The sequence below is a fragment of the Arthrobacter sp. MOO21 genome (assembly GCF_057369995.2).
Genome location: NZ_CM170671.2, coordinates 425,481 through 447,170, shown reverse-complemented (window position 1 = coordinate 447,170; position 21,690 = coordinate 425,481). Strand labels below are relative to the sequence as shown.

Genomic DNA, 21,690 nt, shown 5'->3' with positions numbered 1-21,690 from the left:
AAGAAACTCATGCCTGAACAGGTGAAACATCCGGAAGGAGTGCTATATATAGCTCAAGGCAACTATTTTTTGGTTGCCGTGCCGCAGGTTATGGATCCGGGTGCCGCCCGGGGGCTGGAGGCAAAGGTGCTGAACATGCCGGGCCCGGCCTCCGCCGCCAGCAGGAAGTTCCTTGCCGCCCTGGCATTTTCCGCGCTCGCACTCCTCACCGCGTGCACCGGCAGCACCAGCGAAACGGTCGCGACGGCCGTCAAGGACAGCTCTTCGGCGGTCGCCACCGCGCGCCTCGCCCTGCGGCAGGACATGGACGGAAAGCTGACCCGGGCCGCAACCTCCACAGCCCTCGACGACGGGCTCAAGGAAGTCCAGGCCAGCCGCGGCACCGTCCTGAAGCTCTCGGCCGCCACCCAGGGGGACCGCGACACCCAAAAGCAGGCCCTTGATGTGCTGGACCAGTGCGCGGCAGGTTTCGCAACCGCCCGCGCCGCGCTGTCAACGTCCGACGGCGCTGCCCCCTCCCTGCCCGACGGGGACAGGGCGCTCGCAGCGGCCGAGGACGTCCTGGACCAGCTGGCCAGGAAGGTGGGGTCCACATGAAGCGGCTCCTCGGCGTCGCACTGGGAATCCTCACCGCCATCGGCGGGTTCGTGGACATCGGCGACCTGGTGACCAACGCCGTCGTGGGTTCACGCTTTGGCCTCTCCCTGGTGTGGGTGGTGGCTGTTGGGGTGGTGGGGATCTGCCTGTTTGCCAACATGTCCGGCCGGGTGGCAGCAGCCTCCGGCAGGGCCACGTTCGAGGTGATCCGGGAACGGCTGGGCGCGCGGGCCGGCCTGGCGAACCTTTCGGCGTCATTCCTGATCAACCTCATGACCGTCACGGCGGAAATCGGCGGCATTGCGCTGGCCCTGCAGCTGGCCAGCAGCGTGAACTACCTGCTCTGGATCCCGGTGGCGGCCGTGGCCGTGTGGCTGGTGATCTGGCGGGTCAAGTTCTCCATCATGGAGAACGTCACCGGCCTGCTGGGCCTGACGCTGATTGTGTTCGCCGTGGCGCTGTTCATGCTCAAACCGGACTGGGGGTCCCTCGCGGGACAGCTGGTCCCCAGTGTTCCGGAGCAGGAGACCGCCTGGACCTACAGCTACTACGCCATCGCCCTTTTCGGTGCCGCCATGACGCCATATGAAGTGTTCTTCTTCTCCTCCGGCGCTGTGGAGGAAGGGTGGAACGTCAAGGACCTGATCCAGTCCCGGATCAACGTCCTGGCCGGCTTCCCACTCGGCGGCCTGCTGTCCGTCGCCATCGCAGGCTGTGCCGCCGTGGTGCTTCTGCCCGCCGGCATTGCGGTGACCTCGCTCTCGCAGGTGATCCTGCCCGTGGCAGAGGGCGCGGGGAAGCTCGGCCTGGCGTTCGTCCTGGTGGGAGTGGTGGCCGCAACGTTCGGTGCCGCACTGGAAACCACGCTCTCCAGCGGCTACACCCTGGCCCAGTACTTCGGCTGGTCCTGGGGCAAATTCCGCCGGCCCGCCCAGGCTGCGCGCTTCCACCTGGCCATGATCGTGTGCCTGCTCGTGGGCATCGCGGTCCTTGCCACCGGCGTTGACCCTGTCCTGGTGACCGAGTACTCCGTGGTCTTCTCCGCGATTGCGTTGCCGCTGACCTACCTGCCCATCCTTATAGTGGCCAACGATCCGCAGTACATGGGCAAGCACGTCAACGGCCGGGCAGTGAACATGCTGGGCATGGTGTACCTGGTGATCATCCTGGTGGCGTCCGTGGCGGCAATTCCCCTCATGATCGTGACAGGAGGCGGCTCATGACTCCCTCCAAGGGCCCACTGGCCCCCGCGCCGCACCATGCGGGGCGCACCCTGGACGCGCAACTGCACCTGATGGACCGGCAGGTCCTGGACCACGACGGCGTCCCGGTCACCACCGTTGACGACCTCGAGCTGAGCGGGCCTGCTGTGGACGAAGAGATCCCGCCCGGCACCCCGGCCCCGGTCCTTACCGCACTGCTGACCGGCCCCGTCCTGGGGACACGCATCTTCGGCGGCAGGCCGCCGTCGGCCCGGCTGATCCGCATCCCCTGGAAGGACGTGGCCGCGGTGGACGTTGTCCTGACGCTGGGTGTCAGCGGCGAGAACCTGGACGCCGGCTGGGTGGAACGCTGGATCCGCGACAAGATCATCGCCCGTATCCCGGGAGGCCGCCGTGATCCTCGGTGATTTGCTGGGCACCTCCGTGCATGATCCCGACGGCGGGTGGCTGGGCCGGGTGGCCGACGCCCGGTTCGTCCTGGACGGCACCCCGCGCCAACTGCTGGCGGAGCCGCGGCTGCTGGGCCTGGTGGTCAGCCCGCACAGCGTGGCCTCGTTCCTGGGGTACGAGCGCACCGGACTGACCCAGCCCTGGCCGCTGGCGAACCTGCTGCGCTGGCGGCACCGGGGTTCGTTCCTGGTGATGTGGGAGGACATCGCCATGATTGGCGCCGGTTCCGTGCGCCTCCGGCCAGGATTCACCAGGTACAACCCGCAGCTTGACGACCGGGGGCAGGAATAGCCGGGTTGTACGGCGTGGTAATGCGCGGCGGCAATGTCCTGTAGTGTGGAACCTGTTGTTGTGTTTATGCAGTTGGTAGTTCAGGCAGTACGCGCGGTCGGAAGTCCGCGTTCTTCTGAAGTAGCGGTTTTTGAACACCCCACGCCGGAGGGCCCGAAAGTCGGGATTTTCCCTCCACCTTCACGAAGGACAAAAATAATGGCTACTGGTACCGTCAAATGGTTTAACGCTGAAAAGGGCTTCGGCTTCATCTCCCCGGACGACTCCTCACAGGATGTTTTCGCGCACTACTCCGCGATCAACTCCAACGGCTTCCGCTCCCTCGAAGAGAACCAGAAGGTTTCCTTCGACACCGAGCAGGGCCCCAAGGGTCCCCAGGCCACCAACATCCAGGCTCTCTAATTCCTTAGGGTTCCGGGACCGTTAGGTTTCCAAGCAGGGCTTGCCGTTCATCGGCAGGCCCTGCTTTTTGTTAACCCGGCTTAGCCATAACCGGGCCGTGACCGCATAGGCGGCGCCGGGCAGCAACGGTTATGCGGTGCAGGGCCGCCCTCAGGCCGGGCCCCATAGTCCGTGAGGCGGGAATGTCTGTCGTCTCGACAAAATTCAGTTGAAGGAGCAAGCTAAAAGTGCGTCCGCCTTACGCGTCCTGATACCCCGCGTGAGGGACGGCGTGTGGAATAGATTCCAGCCCTGCGCGCACCAGTTGGGGTGGTGCAGGTCCGGCATGAGAGTGCCGGTTCCGGCTGCCAGCGCCCGAGAGTCCAGGTGGCCGGTATCTCTACCGAAAAAAACCCTGGCCGTTTCGGCCCATCAGGCAATGTGCTGAACGGTCAGAGCCGTGGGCACCGGCCACTGCGGCCGGACGCATCCGAGAAAGCATTGCTATGAAGCACATTCGGGGAATCAATCCCAGATTCAGAATGCTGGCGTTTATTGTTGCAGTCGCTGTTGCGCTGCTGGCTTCAGTAGCCGCAGCGGTCCCCGCCTCGGCGGACGGGGGTGGCCACCGGACCTGGACGGTGCTGGTGGGCTCCGAGTCCCGCGACCAGGAGATCCAGGGCATGGCTTTCCTCCCCTCGGAGATCTACATCAATGAGAGGGACAGCATCAGGTGGGAGGCGAACTCCGCGGAAATCCATACCGTGACATTCCTGGCGTCAGGGCAGTCACTGCAACCCTTCAATCCGTTCAATCCCGATGAGTTACTGAAACGCGGACGGAGCAGTTATGACGGGCATTCGTATTACAACTCCGGCCTCCTTGCCAATGTGGACGTCCCTGGCTTCCCTGATGCGAGGAGCTACACGCTGACGTTCCCGCGGGAAGGCGACTTTACTTACTACTGCCTGGTCCACGGCGAGATGATGAAGGGCACCGTCCACGTCCGGGAACAGGGCACGAAGTACCCGTACAGCCAGGCTGACTACGACAAGGCATCACGGGCACAGGCGCGGTCCATCCTGCGGGACGGGCACCAGCTCGATGCCGCCCTGGCGCAGCAGGCCAGCAACCATCGGGTCATCGCAGGCGGTGACGACGGCGTGGCGATGGTCATGCGCTTCGTCCGGCCCACCGCCACGGTGCACGTGGGTGAGACCGTCGTCTTTGCCAACACCGGGATGGGCGCTCCCCACACTGTCACGTTTGGCACCGAACCGGCCAACATCTTCGCCCCGTCCGGCGACCGGTCCCATTTCACCGGGGGAGACCTCAACTCCGGAATCATGTGGCCCGGCGATGAGTTTGCTGTGACGTTCCAGGCAAAGGGAACGTTCGAGTACATCTGTGCACTCCATGACTACATGGGCATGGTGGGCGAGGTGAAGGTCGTCGGCTGACGCCTTTTCCAGCGACGGTCCGGTGGGGGGTTGCCCCGGCCGGACCGTTTGCGTTATGCCGGGCCAGTGCAGGCGGTCAGTGCAGCCCCATCGCTTCGCGCACCTCGTCGAGGATGTGGTGCATGGCCCGTTCCGCCACCGCGGTATCGCCACGGGACACGGCGGCGGCAACATCCTCGTGCGCCTGGAGCGCCTCCTTGCGCGGCTTGAACGGCATGAGCCCCTGCTGCGTCCGGCTGGTCAGGACCTCGGCCACCATGCCTTCGAGGGCGCGGAACATCTCGTTGCCGCAGCTCCGCAGCAGCAGTTGGTGGAAGGCTATGTCTGCGGCCAGGAAAGCCTGGAGGTCACCGGCCTCGCCCAGGCGCCTCAGGTCGGCAGCCAGCGAGACAAGCTGCGCCCGCTCGGCAGCGCTGGCCCGGCGGGCGGCGCCGGCAGCGGCAATTGGTTCGACGGCGATGCGCAGCTCGGTGAGGCTGCTGTACTGCAGCTCCCGACGGTCCGAGGCCAGCCGCCACCGCACCAGCTTCGGGTCAAAAACGTTCCACAGGGTCGGCTCCTGCACCACGATGCCGACCCGCCGCCGCGAATAGACCAGGTTCATCGACTCCAGGACCTTCATGGTGTCCCGGGCCACCGTGCGGGAAATCCCGTACTCCTGCTGCAGTCCTTCCAGCGTGAGGCGGGTGCCCGGGGCAAGGCTGCCGGATGCGATGGCTACCCCCAGCGCATCAAGAACCCGGCCCTGCATGGCAGGCGACAACCCGCCGTCCTGCACTTCATCGCCGTCCTGGACTGTCGCCGTCGACATTTTCTCCCCGTTCCCTTACGCGCCGCTGCGCCTTCCCAGAATACCCGCAGGAGCGCCAAAGGTATGACTTGTGACACGCAAAGATAGTATCTATGGACGAAAAAGGTGATACCTTATCGCGTAGCCCAATCGAGACCCGGGCCCGTAACGCGCTTCTTCCAAAGCCAAAGACGTCTTCTCCGGAGGTATGACATGCAGTATCCAGCCACGCACCTGGTGGTCATGGGCGTTGCCGGTTCCGGCAAATCCACCCTGGCCGCGGCCCTTTCCCAGCAGCTGGGCTGGGCCTGCGCGGAGGCGGACGAGTTCCACCCCGCAGCCAACATCGCCAAGATGTCCCAGGGCGTTCCCCTCCAGGATGACGACCGCTGGCCGTGGCTGCAGCAGATCCGGGACTGGATGACAGCCCGAGCCGTCGGGGGCCAGAGCACGGTGCTTACCTGCTCCGCACTCAAGCAGAGCTACCGGGAACTCCTTTCCCAAGCCGCAGGCCGGGTGCTCTTCCTCCATCTCGACGGCGGCGCCGACCTGATCAGCGAGCGCATGCAGGGCCGGGAAGGCCACTTCATGCCGCCCACCCTGCTGCCCAGCCAGCTGGCCACCCTGGAGCCGCTCACCGCACAGGAGCTCAACGCCGGCAGCCTCCGCCTGGACATCTCGCGCTCACCCGACGAGCTGGTTGCCGCCGTCGTCAACGCCCTTAGCCTCCCCGCCGGCCAGGCGCCCCAGGCGTCCTGACCCCCCCTGATCCCCAACCCTGTTTCAAAGGAGAACCATGACCATCGAAGGATGGACCCAGACGCTGGGCGCAGGACCGCTGCTGCTCATCGCCGCGGCAGCGATTCTTGTGCTGCTGTTCCTCATCATCCGGCTGCGGATGCACGCCCTCATCGCGCTGATCCTCATCAGCCTCGCCACCGCCTTCGCCACCGGCATCCCCGCCAACAAGGTGGTCCCGGTCCTGGTGGACGGCTTCGGCACCACCCTCGGCACAGTGGCGCTGCTGGTGGGCCTGGGCGCGATGCTCGGCCGCATCGTGGAAACCAGCGGCGGCGCCAAGGTCCTTGCGGACTACCTCATCGGCGTGTTCGGTGAAAAGCGCGCCCCCTTCGCGCTGGGCCTGGCCTCACTGATCTTCGGCTTCCCCATCTTCTTCGACGCCGGCCTGGTGGTCATGCTGCCCGTGGTCTTCGCAGTTGCCCACCGCCTGGGCGGGGGAGTGCTGCGGTATGGGCTGCCCGCCGCCGGCGCCTTCTCCGTGATGCACATCTTCCTGCCGCCGCACCCCGGCCCGGTCTCCGCCGCCGCCTTCTTTGGCGCGAACGTCGGACTCGTCCTGATCGCCGGCCTGATCACGGCCATCCCCACCTGGTACGTCACCGCCTACCTCTACGGCCTGTACACCGGCAAGAAGCTCGTCCTGCCGGTGCCCGAAATCCTGGGCCACGCCAGCGCCGAGGCCGAGGCGCACCCGCCGAAGTTCCGCACCATCATCGGGCTTCTGCTGCTGCCGCTGGTGCTGATCTTCCTCAACACGGGCCTGAACACCCTGGCGTCCTCCGGGGCGCTGGACGAATCCGTCAAGAAGGAACAGTGGTTCCAGGTCCTCCGCACCATCGGCGAAACCCCGGTGGCGCTGCTGATCGCCGTCCTCGCGGCCCTGTTCGTCCTGGGCACCCGCCGCGGCCGGGACGCCACCGCCATGGAGAAGCTGCTCGAGTCCTCGCTGGGACCGGTCTGCTCCGTCATCCTCATCACCGGCGCCGGAGGCATGTTCGGTGGTGTGCTGCGCACCTCCGGCATCGGCAAGGCGCTGGCTGACGTGCTGGGCAACGTGGGTATCCCGCTGATCCTGGCAGGGTTCCTGATCTCCGCCATCCTGCGCATTGCCCAGGGCTCGGCAACGGTCGCACTGACCACCACCGCAGGCCTTATCGCCCCCGCCGTCGCCGCGGGCGGGCTGAACGGCATGCAGGTCGCCGCCATGGTCATCGCCGTGGCCGCCGGTTCCGTGGTGGTCTCCCACGTCAACGACTCCGGCTTCTGGCTGGTGGGCCGCTTTTTCGGGATGGACGTCAAGACCACGCTGAAGACCTGGACCGTCATGGAGACGCTCATCGGCGTGATGGGCTTCGCCATCGCCGGCATGATCTTCCTGGTGGCCGGCCTGGCGGGCTGACGCAGCACGCTTGGGAGCGGGGCGGGGCGGCTGGTGGGAACACCGGCCGCCCCGCCCTCGTTATCCCCAAAGCCACCGTCACCGGAAAGAACCGACCAAAGGACACCCCTTGACTCCTCGCACCATTGTGATCACCGGCGCCAGCGACGGCATCGGAGCGGCAGCCGCACGGACGCTGGCCACGGCGGGGGAGCAGGTGGTCGTCGTCGGCCGGTCTGCCGGGAAGACCCGCGCTCTGGCCACGGAGCTCGGCGCGGACCACTACGTGGCCGACTTCGCCGACCTTGCGCAGGTCCGCGATCTTGCGGAAAAGCTGAAATCCAACTACCCGCGCATTGACGTGCTCGCCAACAACGCCGGCGGCATGATGGGCAAGCGCACGCTCACTGTGGACGGCAACGAGCTGACATTCCAGGTCAACCACCTGGCGCCCTTCCTGCTCACCAGTCTCCTGATGGACACGCTGACCGCCAGCCAGGCGAAGATCATCAATACCGCCAGCCACGCCAACTTCCACGGCAAGCTGAATCTTTCCGACCTCAACGCCGAACGCGGCTACAGCACCTACCGCGCGTACGGCACCGGCAAGCTCGCCAACATCCTGTTCACTTCCGAGCTGCACCGCCGCTTCCACGACCAGGGGATCGCGACGACGGCCTTCCACCCGGGCGTGGTCCGCACCAACTTCGCGGCGGACTCCACGAGCCCCTTCCGGCACGCCTACAAGACCCTGCTGAACCGCTTCATGCTCAGCCCGGACCAGGGCGCGGACACCATGCTCTGGCTCATCAACGGCACCGCCGGCTCCGACTGGATCTCCGGCGCCTACTACGCCAGGCGTGCCCTGGCCAGGGCCAACCCGCAGGCCTACGATGCCGAACTGGCGCACGGGCTCTGGGAGAAGAGCGAACAGCTGGTCGCGGCCCTCGTTTAGGGCGGCGGTCCTGGAGCATCCGTGACGGAAAGGCGTAACTTATGGACGCCGCAGCCGCCGCAATTCAGGTGGATTTCCGCGCTCCGGGTACCGCACCTGCGTAAAGTGACGCGTTTCCGTCAGGCCAGGTTCCATCATTACCCCTGCCGCGCCAGGGCCTCGCCGATGATCCGGGTCCCTTCCGGGTACGCGCCCGGGTTCGGGCCGGAGTAGTTGAGCCGGATGAAGGCGCCGGCGGGCTCGGCCGGGAACCATTCCGTCCCGGCTGCGATGATCACGCCGGCGTCCTCGCAGTCGCGCACCAGCCGGGGCAGGTCCGTCCCGTCGGGTAGGCGCAGCCACAGATTCAGCCCGCCCTTGGGCAGGGCGTCGATGTGCGCCTGCGGGATATGCCCGCGGACGCTGGTGGCCAGCAGGTCGCGGCGTGACTGGAGCTGGTGGCGGAGGCTGCGCAGGTGCGTCTGCCATCCCGGCTGGGTCACCACGTCCAGGGCAGCGGCCTGCAGCAGGCCGCTGACGTACATCGACTCCGCGGCGCGGTGGGCCAGGATGCGCTCCCGCGCCGGTCCGCGCGCGATGACCGCCGCGATCCGGATAGCTGTGGAAACGCTCTTGGTCAGCGACCGGATGTAGACCACCTGGCCCGCGTCGTCCTGGGTGGCCAACGGCAGGGGGTCCGAGGTGATGCCGAAGTCGTGGGCCCAGTCGTCCTCCACCAGGAATGCGCCGTGCCGCCGCACCACCTCCAGGATTTCTCCGCCGCGGCCGCGCGACCACTGCGCGCCGGTGGGGTTCGCGTAGTTCGGCTGGGCATAGAACGCGCGGGCCCCCGATTCCGCGAAGGCCCGGTCCAGATCGTCCGGGTCCGGACCCTCCGGGCCGCTGGGTACTGGCACGGTCCGCACCCCGGTCTGGGCAGCGGCGAGGATCGCGCCCCAGTATGAGGGTGACTCCATCAGCAGCGGCTGCCCTGCTCCCACCAGGGCCCGGAAGACCGAGCTGAGCCCGCTTTGGCTTCCGGGCAGCACGATCACGTCATTCGGTGCCGGGGGAGTGACGCCCACCGGAGTCGCCTGCCCCAGTTCGTGGGCGAACCACTGCTGTAGTTCCGGCATCCCGGCGGCAGGTGGCCGGGACAGCGCGGCATCCCCTCGCGCCGCCCGGGCCAATGCTGTCCGGACCAGCCGCTCGGGCAGCAGTTCCCTGGCCGGGTACCCGGAGTGGAACCAGATGGAGTCGCTGGGCACGTTGCGCATGGTGCTTGACGACGGCGGCAGTGCGGATGACGGCGAGCGCAGCGCTGCCGTCTGCCAGCCATGGTCCAAGGGCCGCGCGGTCCGGACGGCACGGACGAAGGTGCCCACTCCGGGCCGGCTCTCGATCAGCCCCTGCGCGGTCAGTGCCTGCAGGGCTTTCTGCACCGTCACCGGGCTCGCCTGGTAATCAGCCACGAGGGAGCGGGTGGATGGCAGCCGCGCCCCGGGGGCGGCACTGGAAATCCACTGCTTGAGTGCCAGAACGATCCGCGCACTGCTATCGTTGTTCATGAAAGTAAATAGTAGCGCTACTCTCCTTTCCCGCCCAGTGATACCGCCCCGGCCCTTGACCGGGATCTGGTGGGGACTCCTCGGCGTGGCCGCCTTCTCCTTCACGGTTCCCTTCACCCGGGTTGCGGTGCAAGGACTGTCCCCGCTGTTCATCGGTTCGGGCCGCGCCGTCGCCGCCGCAGTCCTTGCCGCCGCGGCCCTGGCCATTACCCGGCAGCGGCTGCCCCGGCCCCGCACCTGGGCCAGGCTGGCACTGGTGGCCAGCGGCGTCGTCGCCGGCTTCCCGCTACTCACCTCCTACGCCCTCACCGCAGTGCCTGCCGGGTACGGTGCCGTGGTCATCGCGCTGCTGCCCGCGGCCACGGCAACTGCCGCCGTCCTGCGCACCCGCGAGCGTCCGCCGGGCGCCTTCTGGGCCGTGATGGCCCTTGGCTCACTGGCCGCCATCGTGTTCGCGTTCCTGCAGTCCGGCGGACCAGGCCACCTGCACTGGGCCGACCTGCTGCTGCTGGGAGCCGTGGGATGCGCCGCCGTCGGATACGCCGAAGGGGGACTGCTGGCCCGTGAACTCGGCTCCTGGCAGACCATCGCCTGGGCCCTGGTCCTCGCCGCACCGGCGATGCTGCTCCTGATGCTGCTCGCCATGGCCGCCCAGCCGCCGTCGGCCACCCCCGTCCAGTGGGCCGCCTTCGCCTACCTCGCCGCGGTAAGCATGTTTCTGGGCTTCTTCGCCTGGTACCGCGGCCTGGCCATCGGCCCGATAGCGCAGGTCAGCCAGATCCAGCTGGTCCAGCCGGTCCTCAGCATCGGCTGGGCGGCGCTCCTGCTGGGGGAGCCGCTCACCTGGACCACCGTCATCGGCGCCCTCGCCGTCATCCTCTGCGCCGCGGCGGCCGTCCGCGTCCGGCTCAAACCAGCCCGCTGACCTTCTGGAAGGACTTTCCCATGTACATTCCCGCCCACTTCGCCGCCCGATCCGAGGCCGTCCAGGACCTCCTTTCGAGCCCCGGGGCGGCCAATCTCATCACCGTGACGGACCAGGGACTGCTCGCCACCCTCCTGCCCTTCGACTTCGCCCCGGACGTGGGGGAGCACGGGGCGCTGCAGGCCCATATGGCGCGCAACAACCCCCAGTGGTCGGCGTCCGGCAAGGGCGAGGCGCTGGCCATCATCCAGGGTCCGGACGCCTACGTTTCGCCGTCGTGGTACGCCTCCAAGGCTGAGCACGGCCGCGTTGTCCCCACGTGGAACTACAGCACCGCGCACGTGTACGGCGAGCTGGTGGTCCATGACGACGCCGAATGGCTGGCAGGGCACGTCCGGCGCCTGAGCCAGGTGCATGAGTCGGGGCGGAAGCGCCCCTGGTCGGTGGACGATGCTCCGGCGAAGTTCATCGCGGGCCAGTTGCGCGCCATCGTAGGCGTGGAGCTGGTGATCACGCGGATCGAGGCGAAGGAGAAGCTGAGCCAGAACCGCTCCGCCGCCGACGCCGCAGGGGTGGCCGCTGGACTGCGGGCCGGCGGGCAGGAAGCCAGCGCGGCCGCCGTCGAACGCGTCCGGCCTTGAGGCGTGCGTTCAGGCAGCCCGCTCGAGCAGGACCATCACCTCGTAGTGCGTGGTCTGCGGGAACATGTCCAGGACCCGGGCCCGACGCGCGGTAAAGGAGGGGAGCGCTGCCAGGTCACGGGCCAGGGACTGCGCGTTGCAGCTGGAGTAGACAACGTGCTGCACGTCCGAGGACTCCAGCCAGCCGCACAGTTCCTTGCCGATCCCGCGCCGCGGCGGGTTGACGATCACCAGGTCCGGGGATTCCTCCGCTGCGAGGGCAAAGGCGGTGGCGTCGCCGGCCTCGAACTCCATCCCCTGCAGCCCTGCTTCGCGGCTGCTGAGCCGGGCTGAGACGATGGCCTCGCTGCTGAACTCGATGCCGGTGACCGTGCGGCCCGGGCCTGCGCAGTGCAGGGCGAAACCGCCCACGCCGCAGTACAGGTCCCAGACGGAGGCCGGGGCAAGCCCGTTGACCCACTCGCGCCCCTGCCGGTACAGGGCAGCGGCCATCTCCGTATTGGTCTGGAAGAAGCTCTGGGGCCGAAGGTGCAGGTTGACGTCGTTGACGCGCATCTCCAGCGTGGACTGCTCGGTGAGCAGGATTTCCCGGTCGCCTTCCAGGACCGCCTTGTGTTCGGGGAGCAGGTTGACCGAGGCCACCTTCACCTGCGGCAGGGCGGCCAGCAGGTCCGGGAGGTTCTTGCGGATGCGCGGCAGCAGCTGTTCCGAGCGCAGGACCAGGCGGAGCATGATGCTGCCGTCCGGCGACTCGGTGATGATGACGTGCTTGAGTTCGCCGCTGCGCTTTGGGACGTCGTAGGGGGTAAGGCGGTTCCTGCGGATGAAGCCGGCCAGCGCGGGGAAGACGGCGCGGAGGCCCGGGGAGCAGACGCCGCATTTGCGCAGGTCCACGCCATGGCCGTCGGCGTCCAGGATGCCGATGGTGGGGTTCTGCGCTGTCCCGCCGACCACCATTTTGGCCTTGTTGCGGAAGCCGGATTCCTGGCTGGCAACCGGCGGCAGCCACTCCAGGTCCGTGTGCCCGGCGAGGAGGGCCTGGCAGTGCAGCTGCTTGCCTGCCAGCTGCTCCTCGTAGGGCCTGCCCATGTGGGTGCAGGAGCGGCAGCGGCCGGCATCAAAGTAGGAACAGTGCATGACCGGTCAAGTTTACCCGGTCGCCTTCCCGGCCACGGAGCGAACGCCCGACGGCGGCACCCGGCCAAGTGCCGCCGTCGTCCCCAGGCAGACCGGCACGGAAGTAACACCGTGCAATATGTGCATGAAGAAATGCTTTTAATGATGAAAAGTTCGAGCACCGTGCTAGTTTCGCAAGGTCATCGTGCATTTCTTCGTTTGGAGACCCGTGGAACCCTCACCCCTCACGCTGGACCCCAGCCCGGCAGCGACGCAGGAGGCGGAGTCCGCCCTTCGCCGTTCCATGGGACCGCGGCATTTGGTGATGATCGCCATGGGTGGGGTCATCGGGTCCGGCTTGTTCGTCAGTTCGGGCTACACGATCTCCCAGGCGGGTCCGCTCGGTGCGGTGATCGCCTACCTGGTCGGGGCGTTCGTGGTGTACCTCGTGATGGCGTGCCTGGGCGAACTGGCCATCGCCTATCCCGTGTCCGGGGCCTTCCACATTTATGCCGCCCGTTCCATTGGCCCGGCCACAGGCTTCGCCACCGCCTGGCTCTACTGGCTGTGCTGGGCCGTCGCCATCGGCTCGGAGTTCACCGCGTCCGGCCTGCTGATGCAGCGCTGGTTCCCGGATGTGGACGTGTGGGTCTGGTGCCTCGTCTTCGGCGCCGTCCTCTTCGGCCTCAATGCCGTCTCCTCCCGGTTCTTCGGCGAGTCCGAGTTCTGGTTCGCGATCATCAAGGTCGGCGCCATCATCGCCCTGATCGTCCTGGGTGGCGCCGCATTGTTCGGCTTCCACCCCCTGGCCGGCGCGGGCGGCCACCCAAGCCTGCTTGGGAACTTTGCCACCGAATCCGGCCTGTTCCCCAACGGTTTCACCGGCGTCCTGGTCACCGTGCTTGCGGTCTTCTACGCCTTCTCCGGCTCCGAACTGATCGGCGTCGCCGCCGGCGAGACCAAGGATCCCGCCACCGCCATCCCCAGGGCGATGTGCTCCACTGTCATCCGGCTGCTCATCTTCTTCGTCGGCGCCATCGCGGTCATCGCCGCCACCATCCCCTACACCGAAGTGGGACTGGACGAAAGCCCGTTCGTTACAGTCTTCTCCGCCGTCGGACTGCCCTTCGCGGCGGACATCATGAACTTCGTCATTATCACCGCGCTCCTGTCCGCCGGAAACAGCGGGCTGTTCTCCTGCGCCCGGATGCTCTATTCGCTCGCCGACGAAGGCCACGCCCCGCGCGCCCTGAAACGGCTCACCCGCCGCGGCATTCCCCTTACCGCGCTGGCACTGAGCATGGTGGGCGGCCTCGCCTCCCTCATCAGCAGCGTGGTGGCACCGGAAACGGTGTACCTGGTGCTGGTGTCCGTGGCCGGCTTTGCCGTGGTGGGCGTCTGGATGTCCATCACCGCCTCGCATTTCTTACACCGCCGGGCCTTCGTCCGCAACGGCGGCGACGTCGCGGCCCTGCCCTACAAGGCCCCCTTGTTTCCGCTGGTGCCCATCCTGGCATTCACCCTCTGCGTCGTCTCCCTCATCGGCATCGCGCTGGACCCCGCGCAGGCTGCCGCCCTGTACTTCGGCGTCCCGTTCGTGGCAGCCTGCTACGCCTACTTCCACTTCCGGCACGGGCGCAAGGCAGTGTCCGTCAACTAACCACCGTGGAACGCGCGACGACGGCAACGGCGGCAGGTGCTTACGGCAGGTGCCGGGGCGCCGCCGTCGTCCATCTACCTTGGGTGCCGGCTGGGTGCCGGTCCCGTGGCGACCGCCGCCGCGGGACCGTGAACAATGCTGTGGAACAACCTCGTGGAACAGCGCCGTGGGACAATGGGGTGCGTAATGATGGCCGGGACTGGTGGGTGAGCGTGGAGTCAACGTCGGTTGAGGCGTCGTCACTGGCGCAGGGCCTGCGGATCGTGCGGCTCGTGGCTGACCGCGAGAAGCGGGGACGGCAACTGCTCGGCGTATCCCAACTCGCCGCGGAACTGGGCATGGAGCAAAGCCGGGTATCCCGGCTGACGCAGGAGCTCTGTGCGCTCGGACTCCTGGAACGCGGGGACCGCGGACCCTTCCGGACGGGTCCGCGCTTCTTCACGCTGGCAGCCTCACTCAACACGGGGTGGGTCCGGGAGGCAAAAGCAGAGCTCGAAGGACTCGTGGCAAGCCTGGGTCTGCGCGCCCGGCTCTCGGTCCGGGACGGCTTCCGCGTGGTCCTGCTCCGGAACTCCAGCAATGACTCGATGCCAGGCAGCTTTGTCACCCCGGGCATGGTCACCCCCGCCTGGTGCACCGGCGCGGGCCGGGCCTTGCTGTGGGACTTTGACCGGGCCGCGCTGGACAGCCTGCTGGCTGACGTGAATTTCATCGGTATCGGCGGTCCCGGTGCCGCCCATTCCACCAACGGAATCTGGGAGCTTATGGTCCGGGACCGGGATGCCGGCTTCATTGCGGCCGACGAGGAGTTTGAGCACGGGGTCCTGGAGCTTGCGGTGCCGGTGCGCGGACCCGGGGGCTCCGTCATGGCCGCGGTCAGCGTCCTCGGCCCCCGTTCCGGGATGGTGCCAGGCTCCGCGGCGGACGCGCTATGGCATTCCGCGAATCGCCTCGGGGCCGCCGCAGGTCAGGCCTGAGGCGGGAAGCCCAGCCTCGACTCCAGCCACCGCCCCTGTTCCACGAGTGCCGCCGCGCAGGAGTGCCGCCGCGGCTGCAGCCGGTCCTTGATCCCGACGATCTGCAGGGCCGCCACCACGTCGCCTTTGAAGTCACGGATGGGGACGGCCAGGGAGTAGAGGCCGGGCTCGGCCTCCTCGTCCACGATTGAGTATCCGCGGGTCCTTGCCGCATCGCGCCGGGCGAGGAACTCCTCGATGCTGGCAGGGGTCTTTGGTCCGTGCCGGACAAAGGCAGCATTCGCAAAGACTGTGCGTACCTCCGCCTCCGATGCTTCCCACAGGACAGCCTGGCCGGCGTCGCTGCAGTAGGCGGGGTAGGGCCGGCCCAGCCAGGAGCCCACCAGGTTGCTGCTGGCGGGAACACTCTCGCTGATGGTCACCGTACTGTCGCCCTGCAGCACTCCGAGGAAGCATGCCTCATCGGTGCCGGCGGCCAGGGTCTCCAGGGCGGCGGCGCCGTCAGACTCCAGCCGGCTGGCGGTGATGAGCTGGGCGTCGGTGAAGAAGTCCCAGCCAAGGGTGTAGGCGCGGCCGCTGCGGACCAGGAAACCTTCCTGCTCTGCGGTGCGCAGGCTGCGTGCTACCTGGCTGCGGTCCTTTTCCAGGTCCGCAGCGACCTCGGCCACGGAGGCGCCGGGACGCCCCGCGGCGTGGCGGGGTCCTACGGCCAGGACGGCCATGAGTCCGCGGCCCATGCTGGAGGTCTTCGACATGGTTCCGAGTCTAGCGATCAGGCTCCGGGCTCACCGCGGGCTGACCGCGGGATCGCCGGAACGGTGCAGGGACGCCGAAGCGTTCCGGCGACTCCGGCGCTCTTCCGGTGACCCCGGCGCGTCGCCCCGGCCCAGGCGTTGGGGGAGAGGCGTAACAGTCTCGTGGAGCATAAGGAGATGCTTATAGTGATCAGATGTCTCCCACTTCATCGCTGTCCGCCGTACTGGCGTCAGGTCGGGCCGTGCTTTCCGACGGCGCCCTGGCCACGGAACTTGAGGCCCGCGGCTGCAACCTCAAGGACCCGCTGTGGTCCGCCAAAGTACTGCTCGAAGAGCCCGAGCTGATCAGGGACGTCCACCGGGATTACTTCGCGGCCGGCGCCAGCATCGCCACCACCGCCAGCTACCAGGCAACACCCCAGGGCTTTGCGGCGCGCGGGATCGGCGGCAAGGAAGCCCTGGACCTGGTAGCGCTGTCCGTCCGCCTGGCAGATGATGCCCGGCGCGAGTACCTGGCCGAGGCGCCGGATGCCGGGCCGCTGCTGGTTGCCGGCTCCGTTGGCCCGTACGGTGCCTACCTCGCGGACGGCTCGGAGTACCGCGGGGACTACGCGCTGACGCCGGGGGAGTTCACGGACTTCCACGCCCCCCGGGTGGCGGCGCTGGTGCAGGCCGGCGCCGACATCCTGGCGTGTGAAACGCTGCCCTCCTTTGCCGAAGCGGAGGCGTTGCTGGCACTCACCGGGGAATACGGCGTCGAAACCTGGTTCTCCTTCTCCCTGCGCGACGGCGCCCACATCAGCGACGGCACGTCCCTGGCAGAAGTCGCGTCGCTCCTGGATGAGCAGTCCCATGTCGCAGCGGTGGGGATCAACTGCGTCCCGCTGCACCTGGTCACCCCTGCACTCTCGGCACTGCGGCTGGACACGGACAAGCCACTGCTGGCCTATCCCAATTCAGGGGAGGCCTACGACCCCGGGACCAAGACCTGGGGTTCGGGCGGCGGAGAGGGGGAGCGGGGTCCCGCGGACCTTGCACAGGGAACCCCCGCCTGGCGGAAGCAGGGCGCCCGCATCATCGGGGGCTGCTGCCGGACCACCCCCGGTGATATCGCGGCCATCGCAAAGGCCAGGTGAACCTGGGCCCGATCGGGAACACTGCAGTCTCCCCGGATGTTAATCCCAGTGGAGAGACGAACGATGGACAACAGGACTTACTTAGCACTTGTAGTACCGGCTAGCAATGCCGAAGCGATCCGCATCGAGCAGGTGGAAACCGACCGCAGGGCCCTCGAAGCCTTGGTGGGCGGGCCGCTGGAATCGGTGATCCGCGGCGACTGGCACGTGTACCTGAACGCCGAAAGCGTCACCACGTTGCTTCCTGTGAACTTCCGGGCCGGCCAGTTGCTGCACGAATGCGGCCTGGACCTTGACGGAATCCGGGGCACCGCGGTGTTCCTCGGCCGCGGCGAACACGGGGCCGAAGCGGACCTGCCGGAGCACCTGGCCCGGCTGGCGGAGCAGCTGTTCGGGGCACCGCTGGCCGCGTGAAGCCAATGCGGACAGCGGCGCCCCGAACCGGATGTCAGCTGATGGCAGCGCAGACATCCGTCACTGTGCCCGAACCAGTGAACATGCCACCGACTTCGCGGCCCTTCTTATCCAACGTCCAGCTCACAGTCCCGGTGGTGTAGTAGAGCCCCGCCGGATGGCCGTTGGCTTTGGGGACCGTGATCAGGTTCGGTCCAGTCGCCGTCACAAACTGGCCGCCGTCGGACAGGTTCTGGACCATGACCACGCCTGTAATGACGTAGCTGAGCGAATCGCCCGGACCCGTAACAGTAACTTCCAGGTCTGGGGCGGTAAGGAACTGGCGGTCGCCGGGGAGGTTGATGACCCCGAGTTTCCCAGAGGCCTGCAACTCGGCCTTGAAGCCGGGGCAGGAGGCTGTGAAGGAGACATCGATCGGCTCTGGCACGGCGCTGGCTGCCGAGGCCGCCGGTGTCGAAGCCGCCAACGCGCCCGCGGCAAGGCTTGCCGCGGCCAGTCCACGCGTAACGCTGTTCGTCTTCATTGGATTTCCTTTCGCTTTGTGCGGTTGGGTGCACCAAGAATCGCGTGTCGCGCTTAAGCCGTCCTTAATTTGCCCCTTGTCCCTCTCCGGATGCGGCGCTGCGGCCGCTGCCGCCCGCCGTCGCGGGGCACATCAACAGCGATCTGCCCCGTCCCGGCCATGAATCCCGGCGTGTCCGTGTCAATGTGCCCCACGTTGGCCGCAACAGCCGCAGTCGACGGCGGCCGCTATTCGCCGCGCAGCCCGTAGGTGGTCAGCACGTTGCCTTTGCTGGTCCGCGACTGCTCCTGCAGCACCAGGCGGGTCAGCGGGTCGCCCTCCCCAAACAGGTGGCGGCCGCTGCCGGCGATCACCGGATGGGTCATCAGCGTCAGCGAGTCCAGCAACCCCGCAAACAGCAGCTGCCGCACCACGGAGATGCTGCCGCACACGGCGATTTCACCGCCGTCGCGTTCCTTCAGCCGGGACACGAACTCCTCAAGCGGCGCGTCCATCAGCTGCGAGTTCTGCCATTCCAACGGTGCGGTCAGCGTGCGCGACGCCACGAACTTCTCCACCGGATTGATGAAGCGCGCGAAGTCCTCATCCGTGGCGGCGGTGGGCCAGTAGCCTGCCCACTCCTGGTAGCTGACGCGGCCCAGCACCACGGTGTCCACCGTGTTGATCATCGTGGCCAGGCCCTGGCCGAGCTCCTCGTCGAAGCTGTCGAACTGGAACTTAAAGGGATCGGACACCACGCCGTCCACGGAGTGGAACAGGCCGGCGGTCACCTTGCGCATGGGAGCCTCCAATAGTTGAGCGGACAGGCTTTAGGCTATGCGCCGGGCACCGCCCGGGGAAGGGTTTTTCGGACGACGGCGGGCGCCCACGTTACATTCATCACTCGCCGTTGCGTCTTGCGCAGTTTCGCCCCGGCTGGGCTTCATACTTGTCTTTGAACGGCTTATGCCGTCCCCCGGCCAGGCAGGAGGAAGTGCATGGAAACCCTGAAAAAGATCGTGACCAACCAGTACTTTCCCGCCGGCGCCGTGCTCACCGCCGTGCTCCTGTTCTGGGTGGTGGGCATGCTGGGCGGCCTGTCGCTCCTGAACAACAGCCAGCCGCCGCTGACCACCCTCACCTGGATGCTGTTCGTCTACTCGGCCGCGGTACTCACCCCGCTCGCCGGCCTCCTGGCAGCCCTTGACCTGCTCCGCCGGTGGCGCAGCAACCGGACCGCGGCCTCCGCGCCCGTTGCACATACTGACGCTGCCGCACCTGCCGCCATGCCGGCGTCGGACCCTGCTCCGGTGCCGCACCCCGCCCCGGCAGAGGCTGCCCCGCAGCCCACAGCGCCGGCCCCGCAGCCCAACGCCACGGCCCCCAGGCCGGCCCAGCCCGCGCCGAAGCCGCGGCCCGGGTGCAACGAAGCAGCCTGACCGCAGCTAGCGCCCCTTCAGCGCGTTGAGCGCTTCCTCCGCGTGGTCCAGGGCGTGGGCGAGCCGCTCACCTGGCTCCGGCAGCGAGAACAGGAACCCCTGCAGGGAATCGCACTCCAGTGCCGTGAGGTAGTCCGCCTGCGCTGGCGTTTCAATACCCTCCGCCGTGACGGTCAGGCCCAGGCTGTGGGCCATGTTGATCATGGAACTGAGGATGGGCAGCCGCTCGTTGCCGGTGCGCACCATGGACACGAAGGTCTTGTCGATCTTGACGGTGTCCACCGGCAGGTCCTGCAGCCTGCCGAGCGAGGAATAGCCGGTGCCGAAGTCGTCCAGGGCCACGCGGGCACCTGCATCCCGCAGGGTGCTGAGCTGGTTGATCAGGCTGCAGTCGGCGTCGAAGAAGACGCTCTCCGTCACCTCGAGGACCAGCTGGTAAGGGGCAACGCCGCTCGCCTCCGCCAGGCCAAGGACGGTTCCGGCGAAATCCGGCTCCTGCAGCTGGACACCGGAAACATTGACCGCCAGGGACCGCGACGGGTCCTCGCTCAGCCAGTCCGCCAGTTGCACCATGGCGGATGCCATCACCTCGGCACCGACCTCGCTGATCAGTCCGGTGCGCTCGGCCAGCGGAATAAAGACCGACGGCGGCACGCGTTCGCCGCCGCGGTCCCACCGTGCCAGGGCCTCCAGCTGAACCACTTGGCCCATCCGGTGGGAGACGATCGGCTGGAAATCCACTGTGATTTCGCCGCGTGGGACGGCCAGCTGCAGGCCGCTTTCCATGTGGGTGCGCTGCACCAGGGCCTGCATCATGTCCGGGTGGAAGCGCAGGAACCGGTTCTTCCCGGCGGCCTTCGCCGCGTACATGGCGATGTCCGCGTGGCGGAGGAGCTCCGACGGGCCCACGCTGTCCTGGCCCAGGGACGCCAGGCCCAGGCTGAGCCGGGGCCGCAGCACGGTCCCGCTGATGGTCACCGGCACGTGCAGGCAGCGCACGATGCATTCGGCGATCGCGTCCGCGTCGGGGCAGGCCGTCAGTAGCACCACAAACTCATCGCCGCCCAGCCGCGCCACCACGTCCGCCGTGGGAACGCAGCCGCGCAGCCTCCGCGCCACTTCGATGAGCATGTCGTCGCCGGCCTGGTGGCCCAGGATGTCGTTGACTTCCTTGAAATCGTCCAGGTCCAGCAGCAGCACGTCCACGGTCTTCAGCCGCGGCTCCTGCAGGGACCCGACCAGGGCATCGTTGAACACCGCCCTGTTCGCGAGCCCCGTCAGCGGGTCCTGGAACGCCATGGTCCGTAGCTTTTCGGCCTGCGCGGCGAGGTCCACCATGGCCTGCTGCGCCTGCTCCTGGGCCTTCCGGCGGGGCGTCACATCACGGAAGCTCCACACCCTGCCCACGATGTTCTCGCCCACGCGCTGCGGCCGGGAATAGCGTTCAAAGGTACGGCCATCCTTGAAGTCCACCACGTCGTGGCTTTCAGCGGCCGGATTGTCCTGGAGTTCACCGAGCCGGGCCATGAAGGCTGGCAGGTCCGCCACCTGCTCCACAATGAGGCGCATGACAGGTTCGTCGCTGTCCCCCTCCATGAGTTCGGGCGGAATGCCCCACATGGTCAGGAACTGGTCGTTGAATCCTGCCACCCGCCCGTCGTTGCTGATCACCAGGATGCCGTCCGCCGTGGATTCCAGGGTGGCGGTGAGCAGGGACATGGCTTGCCGGAGGTTGGTGTCCTCGGTTTTGCGGTGCGCCATGCTGCGCAAAGAGAGCAGGAGGCGCGGACCGGCATCAGTCTCCGCTGGCGCGTCGCCTGGCGCCGGCTGGGGGAACAGGGCGGCGGCCACCTCTGCGGAAAATTCTGTCCCATCCCGGTGCAGCCAGCTCATCTCCCGGGGCGGTTGCTGCTCCTGCGGCTGCCTCAGCAGCAACCGGAACATCTGCTCCACCTCGTGGCGTGACCCTGCCGCGAGCAGCGACTGCTGGTCCATTCCGGTGAGTGCTTCCTGGCTGAACCCGAACAGCGTTGCAGCTGCGGCGTTGGCAGCAAGGACCGTCCCGTCCTCGTCCAAGGCGAGAAGGGCGTCCGGTGCCGCGTCCACAATGGCGCCGAAGCTTTGTAATGCCACATTGTCGCCACGGCCGCGAAAAACGGTCATTGCACCACCCCTTCGCCATCATAAATGCCATCTGCGCAAATTGGAGGAGTAGCGCCAAATACGTTAAAAGACTGTTGTCCGCCGTGATG

Annotated in this window: 23 protein-coding genes; 16 read left to right on the top strand and 7 right to left on the bottom strand. The window is 67.4% G+C overall.

The features are described from left to right. Positions 1–78: 78 nt before the first annotated feature. From AC2JAJ_RS01975 to AC2JAJ_RS01950, 6 genes are all read left to right on the top strand, one after another. Positions 79–597, top strand: a complete 519-nt coding sequence (locus AC2JAJ_RS01975) for a hypothetical protein (protein WP_486414484.1) — start codon at positions 79–81, stop codon at positions 595–597. Then, complete coding sequence (locus AC2JAJ_RS01970; RefSeq protein WP_486414485.1) at positions 594–1,820, top strand: Nramp family divalent metal transporter; 1,227 nt, start codon at positions 594–596, stop codon at positions 1,818–1,820. Before AC2JAJ_RS01975 ends, AC2JAJ_RS01970 begins: the two co-directional genes overlap by 4 nt. Then, positions 1,817–2,227, top strand: a complete 411-nt coding sequence (locus tag AC2JAJ_RS01965; RefSeq protein ID WP_486414486.1) for a hypothetical protein — start codon at positions 1,817–1,819, stop codon at positions 2,225–2,227. Before AC2JAJ_RS01970 ends, AC2JAJ_RS01965 begins: the two co-directional genes overlap by 4 nt. Further along, a complete protein-coding gene (locus AC2JAJ_RS01960) occupies positions 2,214–2,561 on the top strand; it encodes a PRC-barrel domain-containing protein (protein WP_486414487.1) in 348 nt (115 codons plus the stop codon). Before AC2JAJ_RS01965 ends, AC2JAJ_RS01960 begins: the two co-directional genes overlap by 14 nt. 198 nt (positions 2,562–2,759) lie before the next feature. Then, positions 2,760–2,963 carry a cold-shock protein gene (locus AC2JAJ_RS01955; protein WP_009372930.1) on the top strand — a complete coding sequence of 68 codons (204 nt, stop codon included), beginning with the start codon at positions 2,760–2,762 and terminating at the stop codon, positions 2,961–2,963. Positions 2,964–3,484: 521 nt separating this feature from the next. Beyond that, positions 3,485–4,402 (top strand): plastocyanin/azurin family copper-binding protein, encoded by a 918-nt coding sequence (locus AC2JAJ_RS01950; RefSeq protein WP_486414488.1) that lies wholly within the window; start codon positions 3,485–3,487, stop codon positions 4,400–4,402. Between the two features lie 76 nt (positions 4,403–4,478). On the opposite strand, the gene AC2JAJ_RS01945 is transcribed toward AC2JAJ_RS01950, so the two are convergent. After that, positions 4,479–5,213 (bottom strand): FadR/GntR family transcriptional regulator, encoded by a 735-nt coding sequence (locus AC2JAJ_RS01945; RefSeq protein WP_473693309.1) that lies wholly within the window; start codon positions 5,211–5,213, stop codon positions 4,479–4,481. Positions 5,214–5,405: 192 nt separating this feature from the next. Here AC2JAJ_RS01945 and AC2JAJ_RS01940 point away from each other — a divergent pair, with 192 nt between their 5' ends. The 3 genes from AC2JAJ_RS01940 (at position 5,406) to AC2JAJ_RS01930 (ending at position 8,326) form a co-directional block, all read left to right on the top strand. Then, a complete protein-coding gene (locus tag AC2JAJ_RS01940) occupies positions 5,406–5,951 on the top strand; it encodes a gluconokinase (protein ID WP_486414489.1) in 546 nt (181 codons plus the stop codon). 37 nt (positions 5,952–5,988) lie between these two features. After that, positions 5,989–7,392: a GntP family permease gene (locus AC2JAJ_RS01935; protein WP_486414490.1), complete on the top strand. Its 1,404-nt coding sequence runs from the start codon at positions 5,989–5,991 to the stop codon at positions 7,390–7,392. Positions 7,393–7,501: 109 nt separating this feature from the next. Then, a complete protein-coding gene (locus AC2JAJ_RS01930) occupies positions 7,502–8,326 on the top strand; it encodes an SDR family NAD(P)-dependent oxidoreductase (protein WP_486414491.1) in 825 nt (274 codons plus the stop codon). A 137-nt stretch (positions 8,327–8,463) separates the two neighbouring features. Here AC2JAJ_RS01930 and AC2JAJ_RS01925 read toward each other — a convergent pair whose 3' ends face one another. Continuing rightward, entirely contained in the window at positions 8,464–9,873 is a 1,410-nt protein-coding gene (locus AC2JAJ_RS01925) for an aminotransferase-like domain-containing protein (protein ID WP_486414492.1), read from the bottom strand. On the opposite strand from AC2JAJ_RS01925, the gene AC2JAJ_RS01920 reads away from it, so the two are divergent. Continuing rightward, the gene (locus AC2JAJ_RS01920; RefSeq protein WP_486414493.1) at positions 9,872–10,798 is read left to right on the top strand and encodes a DMT family transporter; all 927 of its coding nucleotides are present in this window, start codon (positions 9,872–9,874) and stop codon (positions 10,796–10,798) included. The genes AC2JAJ_RS01925 and AC2JAJ_RS01920 overlap by 2 nt on opposite strands. 20 nt (positions 10,799–10,818) lie before the next feature. Then, positions 10,819–11,439: an FMN-binding negative transcriptional regulator gene (locus tag AC2JAJ_RS01915; RefSeq protein WP_486414494.1), complete on the top strand. Its 621-nt coding sequence runs from the start codon at positions 10,819–10,821 to the stop codon at positions 11,437–11,439. A 9-nt stretch (positions 11,440–11,448) separates the two neighbouring features. Here the strand turns inward: AC2JAJ_RS01915 and rlmC are convergent, their stop codons facing one another. Beyond that, positions 11,449–12,576 (bottom strand): 23S rRNA (uracil(747)-C(5))-methyltransferase RlmC, encoded by a 1,128-nt coding sequence (rlmC, locus tag AC2JAJ_RS01910; RefSeq protein WP_486414495.1) that lies wholly within the window; start codon positions 12,574–12,576, stop codon positions 11,449–11,451. A 208-nt stretch (positions 12,577–12,784) separates the two neighbouring features. Here rlmC and AC2JAJ_RS01905 point away from each other — a divergent pair, with 208 nt between their 5' ends. Further along, positions 12,785–14,215, top strand: a complete 1,431-nt coding sequence (locus AC2JAJ_RS01905) for an amino acid permease (protein ID WP_486414496.1) — start codon at positions 12,785–12,787, stop codon at positions 14,213–14,215. A gap of 206 nt (positions 14,216–14,421) precedes the next feature. Continuing rightward, positions 14,422–15,192 (top strand): IclR family transcriptional regulator, encoded by a 771-nt coding sequence (locus AC2JAJ_RS01900; protein WP_486414497.1) that lies wholly within the window; start codon positions 14,422–14,424, stop codon positions 15,190–15,192. Here AC2JAJ_RS01900 and AC2JAJ_RS01895 read toward each other — a convergent pair. Then, positions 15,183–15,947 carry an IclR family transcriptional regulator gene (locus AC2JAJ_RS01895; protein WP_486414498.1) on the bottom strand — a complete coding sequence of 255 codons (765 nt, stop codon included), beginning with the start codon at positions 15,945–15,947 and terminating at the stop codon, positions 15,183–15,185. The genes AC2JAJ_RS01900 and AC2JAJ_RS01895 overlap by 10 nt on opposite strands. A 194-nt stretch (positions 15,948–16,141) precedes the next feature. Between AC2JAJ_RS01895 and mmuM the strand changes: the two genes are divergently transcribed. Both mmuM and AC2JAJ_RS01885 read left to right on the top strand, forming a co-directional pair. After that, complete coding sequence (gene mmuM, locus AC2JAJ_RS01890) at positions 16,142–17,083, top strand: homocysteine S-methyltransferase (RefSeq protein WP_486414499.1); 942 nt, start codon at positions 16,142–16,144, stop codon at positions 17,081–17,083. Between the two features lie 63 nt (positions 17,084–17,146). Further along, positions 17,147–17,497, top strand: coding sequence for a DUF3846 domain-containing protein (locus AC2JAJ_RS01885; RefSeq protein ID WP_221384210.1), 351 nt, complete (start codon positions 17,147–17,149; stop codon positions 17,495–17,497). Positions 17,498–17,531: 34 nt separating this feature from the next. On the opposite strand, the gene AC2JAJ_RS01880 is transcribed toward AC2JAJ_RS01885, so the two are convergent. Both AC2JAJ_RS01880 and AC2JAJ_RS01875 read right to left on the bottom strand, forming a co-directional pair. Next, a complete protein-coding gene (locus AC2JAJ_RS01880; protein WP_486414500.1) occupies positions 17,532–18,020 on the bottom strand; it encodes a hypothetical protein in 489 nt (162 codons plus the stop codon). Between the two features lie 227 nt (positions 18,021–18,247). Beyond that, positions 18,248–18,799 (bottom strand): dihydrofolate reductase family protein, encoded by a 552-nt coding sequence (locus AC2JAJ_RS01875; protein WP_221384212.1) that lies wholly within the window; start codon positions 18,797–18,799, stop codon positions 18,248–18,250. A 198-nt stretch (positions 18,800–18,997) separates the two neighbouring features. Here AC2JAJ_RS01875 and AC2JAJ_RS01870 point away from each other — a divergent pair, with 198 nt between their 5' ends. Then, positions 18,998–19,438 (top strand): hypothetical protein, encoded by a 441-nt coding sequence (locus AC2JAJ_RS01870; protein ID WP_486414501.1) that lies wholly within the window; start codon positions 18,998–19,000, stop codon positions 19,436–19,438. Between the two features lie 6 nt (positions 19,439–19,444). Here the strand turns inward: AC2JAJ_RS01870 and AC2JAJ_RS01865 are convergent, their stop codons facing one another. Beyond that, positions 19,445–21,601 (bottom strand): putative bifunctional diguanylate cyclase/phosphodiesterase, encoded by a 2,157-nt coding sequence (locus AC2JAJ_RS01865; RefSeq protein WP_486414502.1) that lies wholly within the window; start codon positions 21,599–21,601, stop codon positions 19,445–19,447. Between the last annotated feature and the right edge of the window lie 89 nt (positions 21,602–21,690).

What these genes read in the sequence shown, in the direction of transcription:
- AC2JAJ_RS01970 (WP_486414485.1), top strand. Translation starts at nt 594, where the DNA reads ATGAAGCGGCTCCTCGGCGTCGCACTGGGAATCCTCACCGCCATCGGC.
- AC2JAJ_RS01965 (WP_486414486.1), top strand. Translation starts at nt 1,817, where the DNA reads ATGACTCCCTCCAAGGGCCCACTGGCCCCCGCGCCGCACCATGCGGGG.
- AC2JAJ_RS01955 (WP_009372930.1), top strand. Translation starts at nt 2,760, where the DNA reads ATGGCTACTGGTACCGTCAAATGGTTTAACGCTGAAAAGGGCTTCGGC.
- AC2JAJ_RS01950 (WP_486414488.1), top strand. Translation starts at nt 3,485, where the DNA reads ATGCTGGCGTTTATTGTTGCAGTCGCTGTTGCGCTGCTGGCTTCAGTA.
- AC2JAJ_RS01945 (WP_473693309.1), bottom strand. Translation starts at nt 5,213, where the DNA reads ATGTCGACGGCGACAGTCCAGGACGGCGATGAAGTGCAGGACGGCGGG.
- AC2JAJ_RS01940 (WP_486414489.1), top strand. Translation starts at nt 5,406, where the DNA reads ATGCAGTATCCAGCCACGCACCTGGTGGTCATGGGCGTTGCCGGTTCC.
- AC2JAJ_RS01935 (WP_486414490.1), top strand. Translation starts at nt 5,989, where the DNA reads ATGACCATCGAAGGATGGACCCAGACGCTGGGCGCAGGACCGCTGCTG.
- AC2JAJ_RS01920 (WP_486414493.1), top strand. Translation starts at nt 9,872, where the DNA reads ATGAAAGTAAATAGTAGCGCTACTCTCCTTTCCCGCCCAGTGATACCG.
- AC2JAJ_RS01925 (WP_486414492.1), bottom strand. Translation starts at nt 9,873, where the DNA reads ATGAACAACGATAGCAGTGCGCGGATCGTTCTGGCACTCAAGCAGTGG.
- AC2JAJ_RS01915 (WP_486414494.1), top strand. Translation starts at nt 10,819, where the DNA reads ATGTACATTCCCGCCCACTTCGCCGCCCGATCCGAGGCCGTCCAGGAC.
- rlmC (WP_486414495.1), bottom strand. Translation starts at nt 12,576, where the DNA reads ATGCACTGTTCCTACTTTGATGCCGGCCGCTGCCGCTCCTGCACCCAC.
- AC2JAJ_RS01895 (WP_486414498.1), bottom strand. Translation starts at nt 15,947, where the DNA reads ATGTCGAAGACCTCCAGCATGGGCCGCGGACTCATGGCCGTCCTGGCC.
- mmuM (WP_486414499.1), top strand. Translation starts at nt 16,142, where the DNA reads ATGTCTCCCACTTCATCGCTGTCCGCCGTACTGGCGTCAGGTCGGGCC.
- AC2JAJ_RS01885 (WP_221384210.1), top strand. Translation starts at nt 17,147, where the DNA reads ATGGACAACAGGACTTACTTAGCACTTGTAGTACCGGCTAGCAATGCC.
- AC2JAJ_RS01880 (WP_486414500.1), bottom strand. Translation starts at nt 18,020, where the DNA reads ATGAAGACGAACAGCGTTACGCGTGGACTGGCCGCGGCAAGCCTTGCC.
- AC2JAJ_RS01875 (WP_221384212.1), bottom strand. Translation starts at nt 18,799, where the DNA reads ATGCGCAAGGTGACCGCCGGCCTGTTCCACTCCGTGGACGGCGTGGTG.
- AC2JAJ_RS01870 (WP_486414501.1), top strand. Translation starts at nt 18,998, where the DNA reads ATGGAAACCCTGAAAAAGATCGTGACCAACCAGTACTTTCCCGCCGGC.
- AC2JAJ_RS01865 (WP_486414502.1), bottom strand. Translation starts at nt 21,601, where the DNA reads ATGACCGTTTTTCGCGGCCGTGGCGACAATGTGGCATTACAAAGCTTC.